Source organism: Stenotrophomonas maltophilia, assembly GCF_013464915.1.
In the GTDB taxonomy this organism is placed as follows: Bacteria; Pseudomonadota; Gammaproteobacteria; order Xanthomonadales; family Xanthomonadaceae; genus Stenotrophomonas; species Stenotrophomonas maltophilia_AT.
Window position 1 is genome coordinate 62,278 of record NZ_RAVT01000005.1, and the last position, 17,777, is coordinate 80,054.

At 66.5% G+C, this 17,777-nt stretch carries 14 protein-coding genes; 7 read left to right on the top strand and 7 right to left on the bottom strand.

The annotated features are described in order from the left end of the window. Positions 1-84 precede the first annotated feature (84 nt). Together D7T59_RS01720 and D7T59_RS01725 are read left to right on the top strand one after the other, a co-directional pair. Positions 85-2,244 carry a TonB-dependent receptor plug domain-containing protein gene (locus D7T59_RS01720; protein WP_180851106.1) on the top strand — a complete coding sequence of 720 codons (2,160 nt, stop codon included), beginning with the start codon at positions 85-87 and terminating at the stop codon, positions 2,242-2,244. Continuing rightward, on the top strand, positions 2,234-2,794 hold the full coding sequence (locus D7T59_RS01725; RefSeq protein WP_180851107.1) for a thioredoxin-like domain-containing protein: 561 nt from the start codon (positions 2,234-2,236) through the stop codon (positions 2,792-2,794). The genes D7T59_RS01720 and D7T59_RS01725 overlap by 11 nt, the downstream gene beginning before the upstream one ends. Positions 2,795-2,862: 68 nt before the next feature. On the opposite strand, the gene mntR is transcribed toward D7T59_RS01725, so the two are convergent. Beyond that, positions 2,863-3,333: a manganese-binding transcriptional regulator MntR gene (mntR, locus tag D7T59_RS01730; RefSeq protein ID WP_180851108.1), complete on the bottom strand. Its 471-nt coding sequence runs from the start codon at positions 3,331-3,333 to the stop codon at positions 2,863-2,865. A gap of 117 nt (positions 3,334-3,450) precedes the next feature. Between mntR and D7T59_RS01735 the strand changes: the two genes are divergently transcribed. Continuing rightward, positions 3,451-4,782, top strand: coding sequence for an Nramp family divalent metal transporter (locus D7T59_RS01735; RefSeq protein ID WP_164136344.1), 1,332 nt, complete (start codon positions 3,451-3,453; stop codon positions 4,780-4,782). 157 nt (positions 4,783-4,939) lie between these two features. On the opposite strand, the gene D7T59_RS01740 is transcribed toward D7T59_RS01735, so the two are convergent. The 4 genes from D7T59_RS01740 to D7T59_RS01755 form a co-directional block, all read right to left on the bottom strand. After that, entirely contained in the window at positions 4,940-5,266 is a 327-nt protein-coding gene (locus D7T59_RS01740; protein WP_164136345.1) for a thioredoxin family protein, read from the bottom strand. Then, positions 5,238-5,759: a flavodoxin gene (locus D7T59_RS01745; RefSeq protein ID WP_180851109.1), complete on the bottom strand. Its 522-nt coding sequence runs from the start codon at positions 5,757-5,759 to the stop codon at positions 5,238-5,240. Before D7T59_RS01745 ends, D7T59_RS01740 begins: the two co-directional genes overlap by 29 nt. Continuing rightward, positions 5,731-6,771, bottom strand: coding sequence for a ribonucleotide-diphosphate reductase subunit beta (locus D7T59_RS01750; protein WP_049428423.1), 1,041 nt, complete (start codon positions 6,769-6,771; stop codon positions 5,731-5,733). The genes D7T59_RS01745 and D7T59_RS01750 overlap by 29 nt, the downstream gene beginning before the upstream one ends. Positions 6,772-6,879: 108 nt before the next feature. After that, positions 6,880-9,243 carry a ribonucleoside-diphosphate reductase subunit alpha gene (locus D7T59_RS01755; RefSeq protein WP_180851110.1) on the bottom strand — a complete coding sequence of 788 codons (2,364 nt, stop codon included), beginning with the start codon at positions 9,241-9,243 and terminating at the stop codon, positions 6,880-6,882. 433 nt (positions 9,244-9,676) lie between these two features. Here D7T59_RS01755 and D7T59_RS01760 point away from each other — a divergent pair, with 433 nt between their 5' ends. Together D7T59_RS01760 and D7T59_RS01765 are read left to right on the top strand one after the other, a co-directional pair. Further along, positions 9,677-10,654 carry a zinc-binding dehydrogenase gene (locus D7T59_RS01760; RefSeq protein ID WP_180851111.1) on the top strand — a complete coding sequence of 326 codons (978 nt, stop codon included), beginning with the start codon at positions 9,677-9,679 and terminating at the stop codon, positions 10,652-10,654. 305 nt (positions 10,655-10,959) lie between these two features. Then, positions 10,960-13,584, top strand: coding sequence for a TonB-dependent receptor (locus D7T59_RS01765; protein WP_180851112.1), 2,625 nt, complete (start codon positions 10,960-10,962; stop codon positions 13,582-13,584). Between the two features lie 76 nt (positions 13,585-13,660). Here D7T59_RS01765 and betT read toward each other — a convergent pair whose 3' ends face one another. Both betT and D7T59_RS01775 read right to left on the bottom strand, forming a co-directional pair. Further along, a complete protein-coding gene (gene betT / locus D7T59_RS01770; protein WP_164136349.1) occupies positions 13,661-15,640 on the bottom strand; it encodes a choline BCCT transporter BetT in 1,980 nt (659 codons plus the stop codon). A 146-nt stretch (positions 15,641-15,786) separates the two neighbouring features. Continuing rightward, entirely contained in the window at positions 15,787-16,167 is a 381-nt protein-coding gene (locus tag D7T59_RS01775) for a VOC family protein (protein WP_180851113.1), read from the bottom strand. Between the two features lie 148 nt (positions 16,168-16,315). Here D7T59_RS01775 and D7T59_RS01780 point away from each other — a divergent pair, with 148 nt between their 5' ends. Further along, positions 16,316-16,834 (top strand): sigma-70 family RNA polymerase sigma factor, encoded by a 519-nt coding sequence (locus tag D7T59_RS01780; RefSeq protein ID WP_180851114.1) that lies wholly within the window; start codon positions 16,316-16,318, stop codon positions 16,832-16,834. Further along, a complete protein-coding gene (locus D7T59_RS01785; RefSeq protein ID WP_180851115.1) occupies positions 16,831-17,775 on the top strand; it encodes a FecR family protein in 945 nt (314 codons plus the stop codon). The genes D7T59_RS01780 and D7T59_RS01785 overlap by 4 nt, the downstream gene beginning before the upstream one ends. The last annotated feature ends 2 nt before the right edge of the window (positions 17,776-17,777 follow it).

The following is a 17,777-nucleotide window of genomic DNA, read 5'->3' on the forward strand; positions in this document are numbered from 1 at the left end:
CTCTTGCTATATTGATAAGCCACTGCTTTCATATCCGCCAGCCAGGTCGCCCTCGCCGCCCTCCCTCCCCAAGGACGACGCCTCATGCCCGTTGCCACACCCCTTTTCCATCGGCTGCCCTTGGCTGCCGCCATCGCCCTGACCCTGCCGCTACCCGCGCTCGCCGCCACCCCGCGGCCAACCGAACTGGACCGCGTGCAGGTGAAGGTCAGCACTGCCACCCGCAGCGAACGCCTGCTGTCGGACGTGCCCATCCGCACCGAAGTGCTGCGCAAGGAAGACATCGCGCTGCGCGCGGCCACCGACTTCTCGCGGGCCGCCGAGCTGATCAACGGCCTGCGCGTGGAAAGCAACTGCCAGAACTGCAACACCAGCGAAGTACAGCTGCTGGGCCTGCCGGGTGCGTACAACCAGCTGTTGTTCGACGGCATCCCGCTGCTGTCCACACTGGGCAGCGTGTACGGCCTGGAACAGATCCCGGCCGGGTTCGTCGATCGCATCGAAGTGGTCAAGGGCGGTGGCTCGGCGCTGTACGGCCCGGGCGCGGTGGCCGGTGTGATCAACCTGATCCCACCGCTCCCAGCACGCAGCGGTGGCCATGTGCAGGCCGGCGTGGACGTACTGAAGGGCACGCCGCAGAAGAATGCCGACGTGCGCCTGGACCTGGTGGCGAAAGACGCCGATGCAGGACTTTCAGTGATTGCCCAGCGCAACTGGAACAGCGGCATCGACTACAACGGTGACGGCTACACCGAGATCACCCGCAAGAACCTGAAGGTCGGTGGGCTGCAGGCCTGGTATGCGCCCACGCCCGGCACGCGGCTGCGCCTGGACCTGCAGGTGACCGATGAAACCCGGCGCGGCGGCAACCGCCTGGACCAGCCCGAATACCTGGCCAACATCGCCGAATCGCTGGATACGAAATACCGCCGCGGCAGCGTGTCGTGGGACCAGGAAATCAATGCCGACGTCGATTTCCGCCTGGCCTACGCCTTCGCCGATATCGACCGCGACAGTTTCTACGGCGGTCTGGGCGACGTCGTTACCGCCCCCTCAGCGCCCGGCTATGACCCGTCGCAGCTGGACCCCAACGTGGCCGGCAGCGCGGCCTCGCGTTCGTGGCGCCAGTACGGCCGCACCCACAACCCGCTGCACTACATCGACAGCCAGTTGAACTGGCGGCTGGGCGCGCACGCGCTGGCCTTCGGCGTGCAGTACAAGCACGAGGCGCTGCGCGACGACAACCGCACCGGTGCCGGGCAGCGTATTGCGGTACTCGAGGATGCGACCTTCCACAACCTGGGCGCCTTCATCCAGGACGAGTGGAGCCTGCGCGACAACGTCGACCTGGTACTGGGTGCGCGCGTTGACAAGAGCTCGGAGCTGGACAACGCGGTGTTCTCGCCGCGCATCGCACTCGCCTGGCAGGCCACGCCGAACCTGAAGTGGCGGGCCGGTATCGCCACCGGCTTCCGTGCACCGGAGATCTTTGTCGAGGACGTGCATGTCGATACGCTGGGTGGCGAACAGGTGCGCGTGCGCAACACCGACGGCCTGAAGGAAGAACGCGCATTGACCACCCTGTTCGGCTTCGACTGGCGGTCGGACCCGGCCAATCCGGTGTGGAGCTGGGATGCCACCGCCTCCTATGCGCGCATCCGCGACACCTTCGCGCTGGGCGAGATCCAGCGCGGCGATGACGGACAGCTGAGCCAGCTGCGCTACAACGCTTCCGGCTCCAACGTGCTGGGCGCGGAAACCAATCTCGGTTGGCAGCCATCGCCGCAGTGGCGCCTGACTGCCGGGGCTTCGTGGTACCGCTCGCGCTTCCGTGAACCGCAGCGCATCTTTGACGACACCGGCGACGGTGGCGACACCGTCATCGAAAGCCGCGACTACCTGAAGACCCCGCGCTGGACCGGTCTGGCCCAGCTCAGCTGGATGCCCGCCGAGCCGTGGGAAACCTTCGTCGCGCTGCGCCATACCGGCCCGATGTCGGTACTGAACAACCGGCTGGGCGAGCTGCACCGCACGCGTTCGTTCCTGGTGACCGACCTCGGTGCGCGCTGGCACCGCCATCTGGGCGCGCAGGCGCAGCAGGAACTGTCGGTGGCCGCGGGCGTCAAGAACGTGTTCGACCAGCGCCAGAAGGATCTGGAAGTGGGCGCGCTGCGAGACAGCGACTACGTCTACGGACCGCGTTTCGCGCGTTCGTGGTACGTCAACCTGCGCTATGCGTTCTGAAGCACTGCGAACGCTGTTGCTGGCCAGCGCGCTGCTGCTGGCCGTACCGGCGATGGCCACGGACCTGCACGCGCAGGTTTCCGCCTCGTTGATGCGGCCGGAACAGCGCTCGCTGCGGTCGATGCAGTGGGCGCCGCCACCGAGATTGGTCGCGCTGTACTTCGGTGCCGACTGGTGTGCACCCTGCCACGCCTTCGTACCCACGCTGCGCAGCGTGCGCGATGCCCTGCGCGATGCGGGCGCCGATACCGAGGTGGTGTACGTCAGTCTGGATGAGAGCGAGAGTGCGCTGCGCCGCTACATGCACGCGCAGGACATGCCGTGGCCGGTGCTGGACCCGCGGCGCGCCGCGCGCATGCCGGCGCTGCAGGCCCTGGCTGGGCTGGCACCGCCGAATCTGGTGCTGATCGATGCCGACGGCAAGGTACTGGCCAATGGCTGGCAAGGGCGCCGCTATGAGGGCCTGCAGCCGGTGTTGAAGGAATGGACGAAACAGGCATGTGCGCAGGAACAGGCGCGCTGCCCGGATGGCGGCATTCAACCCCGGTAACGCCGGGCCATGCCCGGCGAAATGCGTGATGCGGCGACGCGCCCGCCGGGCATCGCCCGGCGCTACCGCTACGGCGCCCCACCCTCGGCCTTGCGCACGAACGCTTCGAACAGCGCCAGCGTCTGTTCGCTGACATGGTGCTCGATGCCCTCGGCATCGCGCCGCGCGGTATCCGGGTCCACGCCCAGCGCCAGCAGGAAACGCTCCACGGTCTGGTGCCGCTGGCGGCTGGCATGGGCCAGCGCCTCGCCTTCCGGGGTCAGGAACACGCCACGATACGGGCGCTGCACCACCCAGCCATCACGAGCCAGGCGCCGCAGCATCTTCGCCACGGTGGGCTGGGCCACGCCCAGGCGGGTGGCGATATCGACCTGGCGGGCCTCGCCGCCGTCGGCCAGCAGGTCCGAGATCAGCTCGACATAGTCCTCCACCAGCTCCATCCGGTGCGCCTCGCGCACTTGCCGGAAGCTCTCGACCTGGCGCTCGGCCTCGATCAAGGGGGTGCTTTTCAGCGATGTCGAATCGTCGGTCCTGCCCACGCCTGCGCCTGTCCTTCCGGTCTACCCCGGGTTTGAAACTGAATTCTGGACCAGTACCGCGATAAAGACGATTGTTTCACATTGCTAATGACTATAGCAGGAGCTATATTCGGACCCATGAACACCCTGGCGCCCCGCGACCCTTCGGCCTCCACTCCGGCCAGCCTGGGCGCGCTCAATGCTTCGGTGGCGGTCCCTGACAAGGGGCATTGGTGGTTCCGCCTGCTGGCCTTCCTCGGCCCGGGCTACATGATCTCGGTCGGTTACATGGACCCGGGCAACTGGGCCACCGACCTCGCCGGCGGCTCGCGCTTCGGCTACCTGCTGTTGTCGGTCATCCTCATTTCCAACCTGATGGCGGTGATCCTGCAGGCGCTGTCGGCGCGGCTGGGCATCGCCACCGGGATGGACCTGGCCCAGGCCTGTCGCGCGCGTTACCCGAAGCCGGTGAACCTGGCGCTGTGGGCGCTGTGCGAGGCCGCGATCATCGCCTGCGACCTGGCCGAAGTGATCGGTACCGCAATCGCGCTGAAGCTGCTGTTCGACCTGCCCCTGCTGTGGGGCGCAGTGATCACCGCACTGGACACGCTTCTGGTACTGCTGTTGATGAACCGCGGTTTCCGTGCGCTGGAAGCGTTCGTGATCGCATTGCTGATGGTGATCTTCGGCTGCTTCATGGTGCAGATCGCACTGGCCGCGCCACCGGTGATGGAAGTGCTGGGCGGGTTCATTCCGCGCGCCCAGGTGGTGACCGATCCGCACGCGCTGTACATCGCCATCGGCATCATTGGCGCCACGGTGATGCCGCATAACCTGTACCTGCATTCGTCCATCGTACAGACCCGCGCGTATCCGCGCACCGATGAGGGCCGTCGCAGCGCCCTGCGCTGGGCGGTGACCGACAGCACCCTCGCGCTGACCCTGGCGCTGTTCATCAACGCCAGCATCCTGATCCTGGCCGCAGCGGTGTTCCATGCCAATGGCCGCTTTGATGTGGAAGACATCGAGCAGGCGCACCAGCTGCTGGCGCCGATGCTGGGCGTGGGCGCGGCGGCGACGTTGTTCGCGATAGCACTGCTCGCCTCGGGCCTGAATTCGACGGTGACCGCCACGCTCGCCGGCCAGATCGTGATGGAAGGCTTCCTGCACCTGCGCTTGCCGCCGTGGCTGCGGCGGCTGATCACGCGGGCGCTGGCGATCATTCCGGTGGTGGTGGTGATCATGCTGTTCGGCGACCAGGGCGCGGTGAAGCTGCTGGTGCTGAGCCAGGTGGTGCTGTCGATGCAGCTGCCGTTTGCGATCATTCCCCTGGTGCGGATCGTGACCGACAAGGTGACGATGGGCGCGCTGGTGGCGCCACGCTGGCTGGGCGGCATCGCCTGGGTAATCGCGCTGGTGATCGTGGTGCTGAACGTGAAGCTGCTGGTGGATACCTTCAGCGGCGGATGACGCCAATGCCGGGGGTCGGTCCTGCCCCGGTAGATCCACGCCATGCGTGGATGCCTTTGTTCGCAGACCGCGCGAAAAGCAGCCGAGCATGGGCTCGGCTCTACAGTGTCAGAGCCCTCGCCTGCGGAGAAGGATCCGACCTCGGTGGATGCCGCCGCTACAGATGCAACGCGATCGCGGCCTCGATCTGCTGCGGCGACTGGAACCCGGCCAGGCGCGTACGTTCATCACCATCGCGGAACAGCGACAGCGTCGGCGTCTGCCGCAGCCCCAGCTCGCGGAAGAACGCCTCGCCCAGTACCTCCAGCTGCACGCGCAGCAGGGTGGTGCCCTGCCCCGCACTGCTGGCGGCTACCCGGTGCAGCGACATTTCCAGCATCCGGCAGCCGGGACACTGGTCCTTGTGGAAATCCACCAGCACCCGCGGGTGTGCGGCCAGCAGCTGCTGGAACTGCTCAGGCGTGGTGGCGTCGATGATCTGCATGGGTGTTGCTCCAGTATTGGGCCAGGACCGCATCGGTCCAGGCACTGATGGCCGCGGCGTGGCGAACGCCATGCGGCATCTGTTCGATCTCCAGCGGCGGGTAGTCGCTGCGGAAGTAGCGGATCAGCCGGTGCACGGCGCCGCAGTAGTACTCCTGCCCCCATTGCGTCTCACCGGTGCCGAACACCGCCAGCTGCCGCGGCCGCTCACCCCGTTCGGCGATGCCGGCCACCCAGGCCTTCATCTCCGCCGGCGTGCGGCCGGCGTTGTCGGTCCAGCAGCCCAGCAGCACCAGGTCGGCGTCGTCGGCCGCCAATGGGGGGGCCTGGCGCAGGTCGTCGGCCTCGTGCCAGTACACCACATGGCCGGCGGCGCGGCAGCGCTCGGCGATCTGGCGGCCCAGCTCGCGCGTGTTCCCACTCAGCGAGGCGACCACCAGCAGGATGCGCAGCACCGCGCCTGGCTCAGAGGTCGTCGAAGCCGTTGTCGACATTGGTCTTCTTGTAGCTTGCATTGCGCATCTCGAAGAAGTCGGTCTTGGTCTCGGTGAAGTTGTCGGCGTAGGCCTTGATCCACGGCATCACGTTGTCGGTGGTGTCGCTGTACAGGCGCTCGATGCCGAGCATGCCGGCCATCTTGTTGGCCCGGTACTTCACGTAGCGCGTCATCTCCTCGACATCAATGCCGTCGATACCGTCCAGCACTTCCGAGGACCACTGCGTCTCCAGTTCGATCGCATGCTCGAACGCCTGGTGCACGTACGCGGTCAGTTCATTGGTCTGCAGCTCCGGGTTCTCGCCGATGATGGCGCGGATCAGCTCGCTGATGAACTTGGTATGCGCCAGCTCGTCACGGTTGATGAAGCTGATGATCTTGCCGGTGCCGGTCATGCGGTTCTGCCGCACCATGTTGTAGAAGTAGGCAAACCCGGAATAGAAGTTGATGCCTTCCAGGATCGACGACTGGATCAGCGATTTCAGCAGGGTCTCGGCGGTCTTCTCGCGCATGAAATCGTCATACGCCCCCATGATCGGCGCGTTGCGCTTGATGATCGTCGGGTGGGTGCGAGCGATCTCGAAGATGCGGTTCTGGTTCGGCAGGTCGGTGATCGAGGCCAGCACGTAGCTGTAGCTCTCGTTGTGGATCACTTCCTGCTGCCCGATGATCGCCGCATTGGCATGTGCAGCCGGGTCGGTGATGTACTCGGCCACGTTGTAGATGAAACGCGTCTGTGGCGAATCCAGTGTGGCCAGCAGGCCGATGATCGAGTCGTAAGCGTTCTTCTCGCGCCCGGACAGCTCGCCGTACTGGCGGGCATCCAGCTTCATGTCGACCTCGTCGGGAATCCAGAAGTTGGTCGACAGCTCCTTGTAGGCCCGATAGAACGAGGGGTACGGGATGTCGTTCCAGTTCAGGATGCCGCTGGTGCGGCCGTTGATGATGCCGGTGCTGCGGTTGGGATGGCGTGGTTCGAGGATCTTGATGCGGTCGAGGGGGGTTGCCATGGGTTTCTGCCTTCGTATTGCGTGCGTTGCTGTTGTAGAGCCGAGCCCACGCTCGGCTGCCTTGCGCCTGAGCCGAGCATAGGCTCGGCTCTACAGGAGTCGAAGCAATCAGCTGGCGCACCACTCGCATTCGCTGATGTCGATGTCGTTGGAGCGCACGTAGTAGGTGGTCTTCAGGCCTTCGCGCCAGGCCGTCAGATGCAGCTCCAGCAGCGTGCTGGCGCGGATGGTGCTGGGCACGTACAGGTTGAAGCTGATCGACTGGTCGACATGGCGCTGGCGGCGCGCGTTCTGGCGCACGCTGGCGAACTGGTCCACCTTGTAGGCGCCCTTCTCGTAGTACGGCCAGGTTTCCAGCGAGAGACCCGGTGCGGCGACCGGCCGCCGGAAATCCTTCTTTTCCTCGTAGTAGAACGCGCTGTAGATCGGGTCGATGGAGGCCGTGGAGCCGGCAATCTGCGCGGTGCTCATGTTCGGCGCCACCGCCAGCAGCCAGCCATTGCGCAGGCCGTGCGTGGCAACTTCGCGGGCCAGGCTGTCCCATGCCGCACCGCTGTAGTCGCGGTCACGGAAATAGCGGCCGTTGTGCCAGTCGCTGCCGGCGAACATCGGGTAGCTGCCCTTCTCTTTGGCCAGTTGTGCGCTGGCCTGGATGGTCAGGAAATTAATGCGCTCATACAGGCGATCGGCCAACGCCTCGGCGTCCGGCGATTCCCACTGGATCGCCTGCTGTGCCAGCAGGTGGTGCCAGCCGAAGGTGCCCAGGCCGATGGCCCGGTACTTGCGGTTGGTGATCGTGGCCTGCGGCACCGGCAGCGCATTGAGGTCGATCACGTTGTCGAGCATGCGCACCTGGATCGGGATCAGGCGCTCCAGCACATCGGTAGCCAGCAGGTCATCGGGCGCACTGATCGCACGGCCGAGGTTGATCGAGGACAGGTTGCAGACCACGAAGTCGCCGGCGCGACGTGTGGTGACGATCTGGTCGCCGCTGACGATCTCCTGGATCATCCGCGTCGGGCTCATGTTCTGCAGGATTTCGGTGCACAGGTTGCTGGAATAGACCATGCCCGCGTGCTTGTTCGGGTTCCTGCGGTTGACCTCGTCGCGGTAGAACAGGAACGGGTTGCCGGTCTCCAGCTGACTGAGCATGATCCGCTTGAACAGATCGATGGCCTTCACCGTGCGGCGACTGATGCGTTCGTCGGCCACCAGCTCGGCGTAGCGGTCGCGGAAGCTGCCCGATCCGCGCTTCTCATCGTAGAAGTCCTGCAGGTACCAGCCCTTGGCGCTCTTCACTTCGTGCGGGTCGAACAGGTACCAGTCGGCGCGGCGCTCCACCGCCTCCATGAACAGGTCCGGCACGCACACCGAGGTGAACACATCGTGCGCGCGCAGGCGCTGGTCGCCATTGTTCAGGCGCAGATCGAGGAAGGCCTCGATATCGCGGTGCCAGATATCCAGATACACCGCCACCGCACCCTTGCGCTGGCCGAGCTGGTCCACCGACACGGCGGTATTGTTGAGCTGCTTGATCCACGGCACCACGCCACCGGAGGAATTGGGAACGCCACGGATCGGCGCGCCGCTGCTGCGCACGTAGCCCAGGTAGGCCCCCACGCCACCGCCGTGCTTGGACACGCGCGCGATATCGGTGTTGGAGTCATAGATGCCCTGCAGGCTGTCATCCACCGTGTCGATGAAGCAGCTGGACAGCTGGCCACCGACCTTGCCAGCGTTGGCCAGGGTGGGCGTGGCCACCGTCATGTACAGGTTGGACAGCGCCCAGTAGGCCTCGCCCACGAGCTGCATGCGGCGCTCCCGGGGCTTCTCGTCCTGCATCAGGTACAGGGCGATGGTAAGCCATCGCTCCTGCGGCAGTTCGTAGACCTCGCGGCTGCGGTCACTGGCCAGGTAGCGCGTGGCCAGCAGATACAGGCCGTTGTAGGCGAACAGGCGGTCGCGTTCCGGGTCGATCATCTCGCCAGCCTGCTGCAGCTCTTCCTTGGAATAGCAGCGCAGGATGTCGTTGCTGTAGATGCCGCGGTCGGCCAGGCTTTCCTGCAGGCCCACGTAGGAGCCGTACTTCAGGCTGACATCGTAGAAGCGGTTGCGACTGGCGCGCTTGTACAGGCGGCGCAGGTAGATGCGCGCGGCAAACTGCTCCCACTCCGGCGCCACCAGGTCCACGCGCGACTCGGCCTCGCGGATCAGCAGATCGACCAGATCATCGGCACTGAGGCTGGGCTTGCGCTCGACCATCGCCTGCACCACGCGGCGGTAGTCGCTCACGTCCAGCTGCGGGAACTCGGCATGCACGGCATCGATGCTGCGCTGCAGGCGATCGGCCTCGAACGGCAGGCGACGGTTGCCGGCCTCCTTGGTGATCCAGGTCGGCACGCGCTCGCCACCGGCGCGCAGGGCGTCGCCAGCGCCGGCCAGATCGGCCACGCGGAAGGTACTGTCGGTCATGGTGGTGGAACTCCAGGCTCGCACGCGCTGCGGCGGTCGATGCCATGGCGGCCCTGCACGCGATACCGGCGCACGGGGCGGTCGGGGTGGGATGCCAAAGCGCGGGAACACCAGGTCGTCGGCAACTGCCTGCGCCTGCGGCCGGTATCCGGGCCGTGGGGGCGATCTGGGTCCGCGCGATGGCGGCCGCGTCGACACGGCAAGCCTTCAGGGGCGGGCCGCGGGACGTTTGCTGCATGTCCGGCGGCGGCGGCTGACCGGGAGTGACGGCCACAACATAGTGGGGATATTCCAAACCGTCAACACAAGATGCGGTAATCAACGCCTGTCGCGACGATCAGTCGCAGGATGCCGTGTTGCACCTGCGGAGCCTTGTCGACAACACCTGCGTCCCCAGTTCGGTACAACACCAACTTTCCCCGGAACACCGCCCATGCGTGCTGCCCTTTATTCTTCCTTCGGCGATCCGGCCGATGTCCTGGCCGTCGGCGAAACGACCCTGCCCGAGCCCGGCCCGGGCGAGGTGCGCATCCGCACCGTGCTGGCCTCGATCCACAACCACGACCTGCTGACCGTGCGCGGCCTGTACGGCTACAAGCCAACGCTGCCGGCGATCGGTGGCAGTGAAGCACTGGGCGTGGTCGATGCACTTGGCGACGGCGTCGACGGCCTGCAGATCGGCCAGCGGGTTGCCGCCGCCTCGGTGCACGGCACCTGGGCTGAGGCCTTCATCGCACCGGCTCGCATGGTGATTCCGATGCCAGAGGCGATCCCCGACGAAATGGCCGCACAGCTGATCGCGATGCCGCTGAGTGCGCTGATGCTGCTGGAGTTCCTGCACGTCGAGGCGGGCCAGTGGATCGTGCAGAACACCGCCAACGGCGCGGTCGGCAAATCGCTGGCGATGCTGGCGCGGGCGCGTGGCGTGCATGCGGCCAACCTGGTGCGCAATGCCGATGCGGTCGCACAGTTGCAGGCGCTGGGCATCGATCATGTGTTCGACACCTCGGTAGACGGCTGGAAGGATCGCGTGCGTGAGGCGACCGGCGAAGCGCAGGCCGCGGCCGCGGTGGATTCCATTGGCGGCGACGCCAGCGGCGATCTGGTCGACCTGCTTGGCCACCACGGCACGCTGGTGTCGTTCGGGGTGATGAGCGGCGAGCCCATGCGCATTCCCGCCGGCGGCCTGATCTACAAGGAAGCCACGGTGAAGGGCTTCTGGGGCAGCAAGGTCAGCCAGGCGATGGCGGTGGAGGACAAGCGCCGGCTGGTTGGCGAGCTGCTGAAGCGTGCGGCGAGCGGCGAACTGACCCTGCCGGTGGAGCAGGTTTTCGCACTGGACGATATCGCCCAGGCAGCGAAGGCCGGTGCTGGGTCGGGGCGCAATGGCAAGGTGCTGCTGCGGCCGTGATGCCGCAGCAGATGGCGCTGTCCCGGTAGAGTGACTGTCAGTCGACTCTCGCGCGTAGCGCGTCGCGGATGAGGTTGCCGGCGAGGGGCGGAAGAGCGCAAGCGCAGTCGACTGACAGTCGACTCTACCCCTCGCCGGCTTCGGGAACGCCCGGCGCGGCCCCCCCGAACCAGGACGCGCACATGCAGGTCATCCCGGTCGTTAAGAACCTGTGATGTATAACTGAATGCGCTTTCGTCATTGGAAGGCGCACGCGGTCGCATGCGGTACTGACGGCTCCTCCCCCGTTCGGCGTTGTCGCTTCCATGTACCGCACCACCCTGAACCTGCTTGCCGGCGCCATCGCGCTGGGCCTCACCGCTGGCACTGCCAGCGCCGCTGAAACCGCCGATGCCGGCAAGGACAGCACCACCCTCGGCGCCGTGCTGGTGACCGGCTCCAACATCAAGCGCAGCGATACCGCCGGGCCGAATCCGGTGCAGATCGTCAGCCGCGAACAGATCGAGCAGACCGGCCGTTCAACACTTACCGACGTGCTGCGCAACCTGTCGGCCAATGCCGGCAACAGCTTCGACGAGCAGTACACCGGCAGCTTCGCCGCAGGTTCAGCGTCGATCGGCCTGCGTGGCCTGTCGCCGAAGAACACGCTGGTGCTGGTCAATGGCTACCGCGTGTCCAACTTCGGCTTCGCGCTCAACACCCAGGACACTTTCGTCGACCTCAACGCACTGCCGATCAGCGCGGTCGAGCGCATCGAAGTACTCAAGGATGGTGCCTCGGCGGTGTACGGTTCCGATGCCATCGCCGGCGTCATCAACATCATCCTGCGCAAGAACTTCCAGGGCGTGGAAGTGGGCGGCGGCTTCGGTACCGCCACCCAGGGCGGCCTGGACGAACGCAAGGCCAACCTGCTGGCCGGCTTCGGCGACCTCGAGCAGCAGGGCTGGAACGTGCTGTTGGGGTTGGACCTGCTCAAGCGCGACCGCCTGGATGCCGACCAGCGCGCCTACACCCGCAGCGGCGATTTCCGCGACAAGCCCGGCGGACGCCTGGCCGGCTGGTCCACCGCCGGTGGCAACTGGCTGTCCAACCCGCGCGCGCCGCAACCGTTCGCCAGCTGCCCCGACGGCAGCCAGCTGCGCCCATACAGCGATTTCGGCAGCACCCTGCCCGGCCAGGCCTGCGCCTTCAACGCGCAGCCGTTCAAGACCCTGCAGCCCGGCGCAGAGCGCCTGCAGGCGTCGTTGAGTGCGACCTACCGCTTCAATGACAGCGTCGAGGCCTTCGCCGATGTGCTGTACAGCCACAACAAGGCCGACCAGATCTTCAGCGCGCCACTGACCGTCGGCCCTGGCCTGCGAGCCTACAACCCGGCCACCGGCACGCTCATAGACGTACCGGCGGTACTGCCGGTCGGGCACCCGAACAATCCGGGCAGCACGCCGCTGCCGTTCGAGTACACCTTCTTCGACCTCGGCCCGCGCCTGAAGGACAACACCCAGGTGTTCTACCGTGCCCTGGCCGGCGTGCGCGGCAGTGGCGAGCGCTGGGACTGGGAAGTGGCGGCACTGACCTCGCAGAGTGCGCAGCGCGAGTATGTCGACAACTTCATCAACCGCTATGCGTTCGAGCAGATCCTGCGCGACGGCAGCTACAACTTCCTCAACCCGTCCGGCACGCCGGGCGCGCTGGATGCCCTGCGCCTGCAGACCAAGCGCCCGGGCTGGTACAGGCTGCACTCGTTGAACGTGAAGGCCTCGACCTCGCTGTGGGAGCTGCCGGCCGGTGCGGTCGGTTTCGCCTGGGGCGCCGAGTTCCGCAAGGAATCACTGGATGCGCGCACCAGCGCGCAGGTGCTGTCGGGTACCGAGCTGCGCCCGGCCATCAACGTGGTCAACGGCGAGCGCCAGGTCAGTGCCGCCTACGCCGAACTGAGCGTGCCGCTGCACCGCACGCTGGAACTGCAGCTGGCCGGCCGTGGCGACCGCTACGATGACTTCGGCAAGGCGTTCTCGCCGAAGGTGGCATTGCGCTGGCAGCCGCTGGACAGCCTGCTGCTGCGCGGCTCGTTCTCGCGTGGCTTCCGTGCGCCGTCGCTGCCGGAGATCGCGCCGGGCCAGACCGTCAGCTACGGCTCGGTGATCGATCCGTTCGACCCACTGCAACCGGGTGGCAGCCGCGGCGTGACCAACATCCGTACCGGCAATCCGGACCTGAAGGCCGAGCGCTCGCGTAACTTCAACGTGGGTGCGGTGTGGTCGCCGGATGGCGATACCAGCATCGGCCTGGACTGGTACCGCATCGAACAGGACAACCTGGTCAAGCCGGACAGTGCGCAGTTCATCGTCGACAACCCGACCCTGTTCCCGGGCCGCGTACAACGCGAGAACGGACGCATCCAGTTCATCACCAACCAGTACGCCAACCAGGGCGAACTGACCACCTCGGGGCTGGACCTGGACGCCAGCCGCACCTTCCGCACCGACGGTTGGGGCAACTTCACCGTCGCCGGCAGCTGGACCCACCTGCTCAGCTTCAAGCAGCCGCTGGTGGCCGGCCAAGCGCCCTATGACGGGGCCGGCAACAACCGTCACGGCGCACTGCCGCGCACCCGCGGCACCACCTCGCTGAACTGGGCGGTGGGCGACTGGAGCAGCACGCTGAGCCTGCAGTACGTGAGTGGCTACGACCAGCGCGTGGCGACGGCCACCAGCAACCCGGGCCTGCGTGACCGCATCAAGCCGTATCACCAGCTGGACCTGTACGTGGCCTACGAGGGAATTCCGAATACCACGCTGTCGCTGTCGGTGCTGAACCTGACCGACAAGGACCCGCCGTTCGACCCGGCCGGTGGCTCCAATGGTTTCGACATCAGCCAGTACAACCTGCGCGGGCAGTTCGTCTCGCTGGGGGCGCGCTACCGGTTCTGATGCGGTGCCGGGGCGACGGTGATGCGCCGCCCCGTTCGCGTTGCCGGCCAGCGGCCGGCACTACCATCAACGTGCATCAGCGGCTCAGGTGCAGGAACTGCAGGTGCCGTTCGTACTGGCTGATGATGTCGTTGATGATCTGCTTGCGGCTGTAGCCGACCAGATCGTAATCCTGGCTGCCTTCGAACAGGTGCACTTCAGCGCGGTAGTAGCGCTGGTTGCGCAGCTGCTGCGCGGCGAACGACGGGGTCAGGTAGCCACTGAGGATCACCCGGTACAGGAAGTCCTGCTGCTCGCCGTGGTTGACGGTGAGCTCCATGTCGCCCGCTTCGAAACGCGTGGCCACATCCCAGCCCTGGCCGCGCAGCTGCTCGGCCACCGCCTCCATCGCCGGCTTCACCGTGTCATCCATGAAGCGGTAGACCTGGTCGCGCACCGGGAAGTGCATGGCCTGGCTCAGGCGCTGGCGCCAGCCCTGGTGGTGGCGGTCGTCGCCGATCAGCGGCGATGGCCGGTACTGCAGCGCGCGCTTGCGGTGCGACTCGTCACTGAAGGCGCGGGTCAGCCCCCACATCATCAACAACAGGATCGCCGAGAACGGCAACGACGCCAGCACCACCGCGGATTTCAGTGCGTCGATGCTGCCGGCCAGCAACAGGCCCGCCGTCAGCACGGCAATCACGGTGCCCCAGAATACGCGCAACCAGCGCGGGCCATCGTCCTCGGGCGAGCCGCCATGCGACGACAACGTGGACAGCACCACCGCACCCGAATCAGCCGAGGTCACGAAGAAGATGAAACTGACCAGCACGGTCACCGCGATCACGGTGCGGCTCCACGGGTAGCCGTCCAGCAGTGCGTACAGCACCGTCGGTGGATCATCCACCGCCAGCTGTGCCAACTGCTGCTGGCCGTGGTGCAGCACCTGGTCCAGCGCGCTGTTGCCGAAGATCGACAGCCAGGCCAAAGTGAAGCCGAGCGGGATCAGCAGCACGCCGAACACGAATTCGCGGATGGTGCGACCGCGCGAGATGCGCGCGATGAACAGTCCGACAAAGGGCGCCCAGCCGATCCACCAGGCCCAGTAGAACACCGTCCAGCCACCCAGCCATTCGGGCCGGCCGCCGTAGGCATACACATCGAAACTCTTGCCGACCACACTGCCCAGGTAGTCGCCCAGGTTCTGCATCAGCGTGCTGAACAGGTACTGCGTCGGCCCGGCAAACAGCATGAACAGCACCAGCGCGATCGCCAGCAGCATGTTGATGTTGGCCATCCAGCGCACGCCCTTCTCCACGCCGGACACGGCCACCGCCACCGCCGCGCCCATCATCGCCACCACCAGGATGATCTGCACCAGGTTGGAATGCGGGATATTGAAAAGGTGTGCCAGGCCGGCATTGAGGTGCAGCACGCCGAAGCCCATGTCGGCGCCGATGCCGAACACGGTGGCGACGATGCCCAGCGCGTCCACGGTGTAGCCGATCGGGCCGTTGATGCGCTTGCCGATCAGCGGGTACAGCGCCGAGCGCAGCGCCAGCGGCAGGTTGTGGCGGTAGGCGAAGTAGGCCATCGCCATCGCCGCCAGCGCGAACACGCCCCAGCCATGCAGGCCCCAATGCAGGAACAGCAGCTGCATGGCCTGGCGCGCACCGGCCTCGCCCGCGGCCGGATCGCCCTGCGGCGGCTGCAGGTAGTGGGTCAGCGGCTCGGAAACACAGAAGAAGAACAGCGTGATGCTGATGCCCGCAGCGAACAGCATGCCGGCCCAGGAGAGGTAACTGAACTCCGGTTCGTCATGGTCGGCACCGAGCTTGATGCCACCGTACTTGGACAGCGCCACGCCGACCACGAACACCAGGTATAGGGTCATCGCCAGCAGGTAGTACCAGCCGACATTCAGTGCAGCCCAGTCCTGTGCCTTCAGCAGAAGGCGGCCCGCACCGAGCGGGAACAGGCTGACGAACAGCGCGAACGCCACGACAACGATCGCCGCGAAGGCGAACACAGGCCGAAGGGTGCGCACCGGGGATTGTTGCGGCTCCAGTACATCCATGGGGCGGCGTTCTCCGGTAGATCAAGGAATTAGCCGACGGAGTCTGGCTGAACCGCAGTGGACAGAGCATGAAGTTGTGGCCTGCGGTCACGGTCCGCGCGCGCGGTTTCGTGCTATCACGCGCGCGCCGCCCTGCCCACCGTGCGTCACGACATCACATGCACCGCGCACAGCTTGTTGCCATCGGGATCGCGCAGGTAGGCCAGGAACAGCTGGCGCCCGGCCATGTTGCGGATGCCGGCCGGGTCTTCGATGGCGGTACCGCCCTGGGCGACGCCGGCATCCTGCCAATCACGCACGGCCTCGGCACTGTCGAGGGTGAAGCCGATGGTGCCGCCGTTGGCGTGGCACGCCGGTTGCCCGTCGATCGGCGCGGTGACGATGAACATGCGGCCATCCTTGAAGTACACCAGCCTGCCCTTGTCATCGAAGACGCCGGGGCGTGCGCCCAAGGCGGTGAACAACGCATCGTAGAAGCGATGCGCGACATCCATGTTGTTGGTCCCAACGGTGACGTGGCTGAACATGCGGGCACTCCCTGTGGAAAACCCCAGTGTCGGTGAGCGCGCCGGGCATCGCAAATCCGGCGATCTCCCTCTGCCGCCTGCGCAGGATTTGTCGTGCGCCGCTCGATCACCCTATAATGGGAATCATTCTCATTAATGATCCATGCCCATGGCCGTGCCCGCCACCTCCAGCACTGCGCTGGCGGGGTTCTACCGCGAACACCATGGCTGGCTGCTGGGCTGGCTGCGCCGCCGCACCCACAATGCCGACTGCGCCGCCGACCTGACCCAGGACACCTTCCTGCGCCTGCTCAGCCGTCGCGTCGATCCGTCCGAACTGCGGCTGCCACGTGCTTATCTCAGCACCATCGCACACGCCCTGCTGGTCAATCACTGGCAGCGCGCAGACCGGGAGCGCGCCTATCTGTCCGCGCTGGCCGCGCAGCCGGAGCCGGTGCACCCCTCGGCAGAGGAGCGCACGCAGGCATTGCAGCTGCTGCACGCCGTCGCCGACATGCTGGCCGGGCTGGCCGAGCGACCACGACGTGCCTTCCTGCTGGCGCGACTGTCTGGTCTGGGCTATGCGGAGATCGGCCAGCAGCTGGGCGTGTCCGAGCGGATGGTCAAGAAGTACATGGCGCAGGCGATGCTGCATTGCCTGCGCCTGTCCGGCGATGCCACGGCATGAATGCCGCACTGGCCAGCCCGGCGCTGGAGCAGGCGGCAGAGTGGTTCGCGTTGCGCCAACAGGGCTGGAGTGACGACGAGCAACAGCACTGGCACGCCTGGCTGCAGGCCGATCCCCGCCACGCCGATGCATGGCGGCGGGTCGAGTCGGTCTGGCAATCGTTCGCGCCACTGTCGGCCCCTGCGGCCGCGACCGCGCTGGGCGCCGCAGGCCTCCGCCGTCGGCAGGCGCTGCGCGGCCTCGGCGGCGCCCTCGCCATCGGTGGCGTCTCGCTGCTGGGCCTGCGCGCACTGCAGATCCAGCGCGGATTGCAGACCCAGCGCACCGCCGGCGGCCACACCGGGCACTGGACGCTGGCTGATGGCAGCCAGCTCTGGCTCAACGCCGACAGCGAAGCAGCCATCGACATCGGCGGACACCGACGCGCCGTGCACCTGCTGCGCGGCGAACTGCTGCTGCAGACCGGGCACCTCCCCGCCTACGCTGGCCTGCCCTTGACCGTGCACGTTCCGGGCGCACGCCTGCAGCCGATCGGCACCCGCTTCGCGGTCGGACGGGAGGCGCAAGGCAGCCGCCTGGATGTATTTGAAGGTGTCGTGCGCTGCCTGCCGCAGTTCGGCACGGCGCTGGATGCACCCGCAGGCGGTGCGATGCGGATTGGCCCGATGGGCGGGCTCGCTCCGCTTGAAGCGGATCCGCTGCGCGGGGATTGGCAGGACGGACGCCTGCAGGTGCAGGACATGCAGTTGATCCGGGTGATCAACGAGCTGGCCCGCCATCACCACGGCTATCTCGGCTGTGATCCTCGCCTCGCCGCACTGAACGTCACCGCTGTCCTGCCCCGGCTGGACAGCGCCCGGTCCCTGCAGTTGCTGGCGCGCGCCCTGCCGATCCGCGTCGAACAGCGCTGGCCGTGGTGGACCGTCGTGCGCCCGCTCTGAAA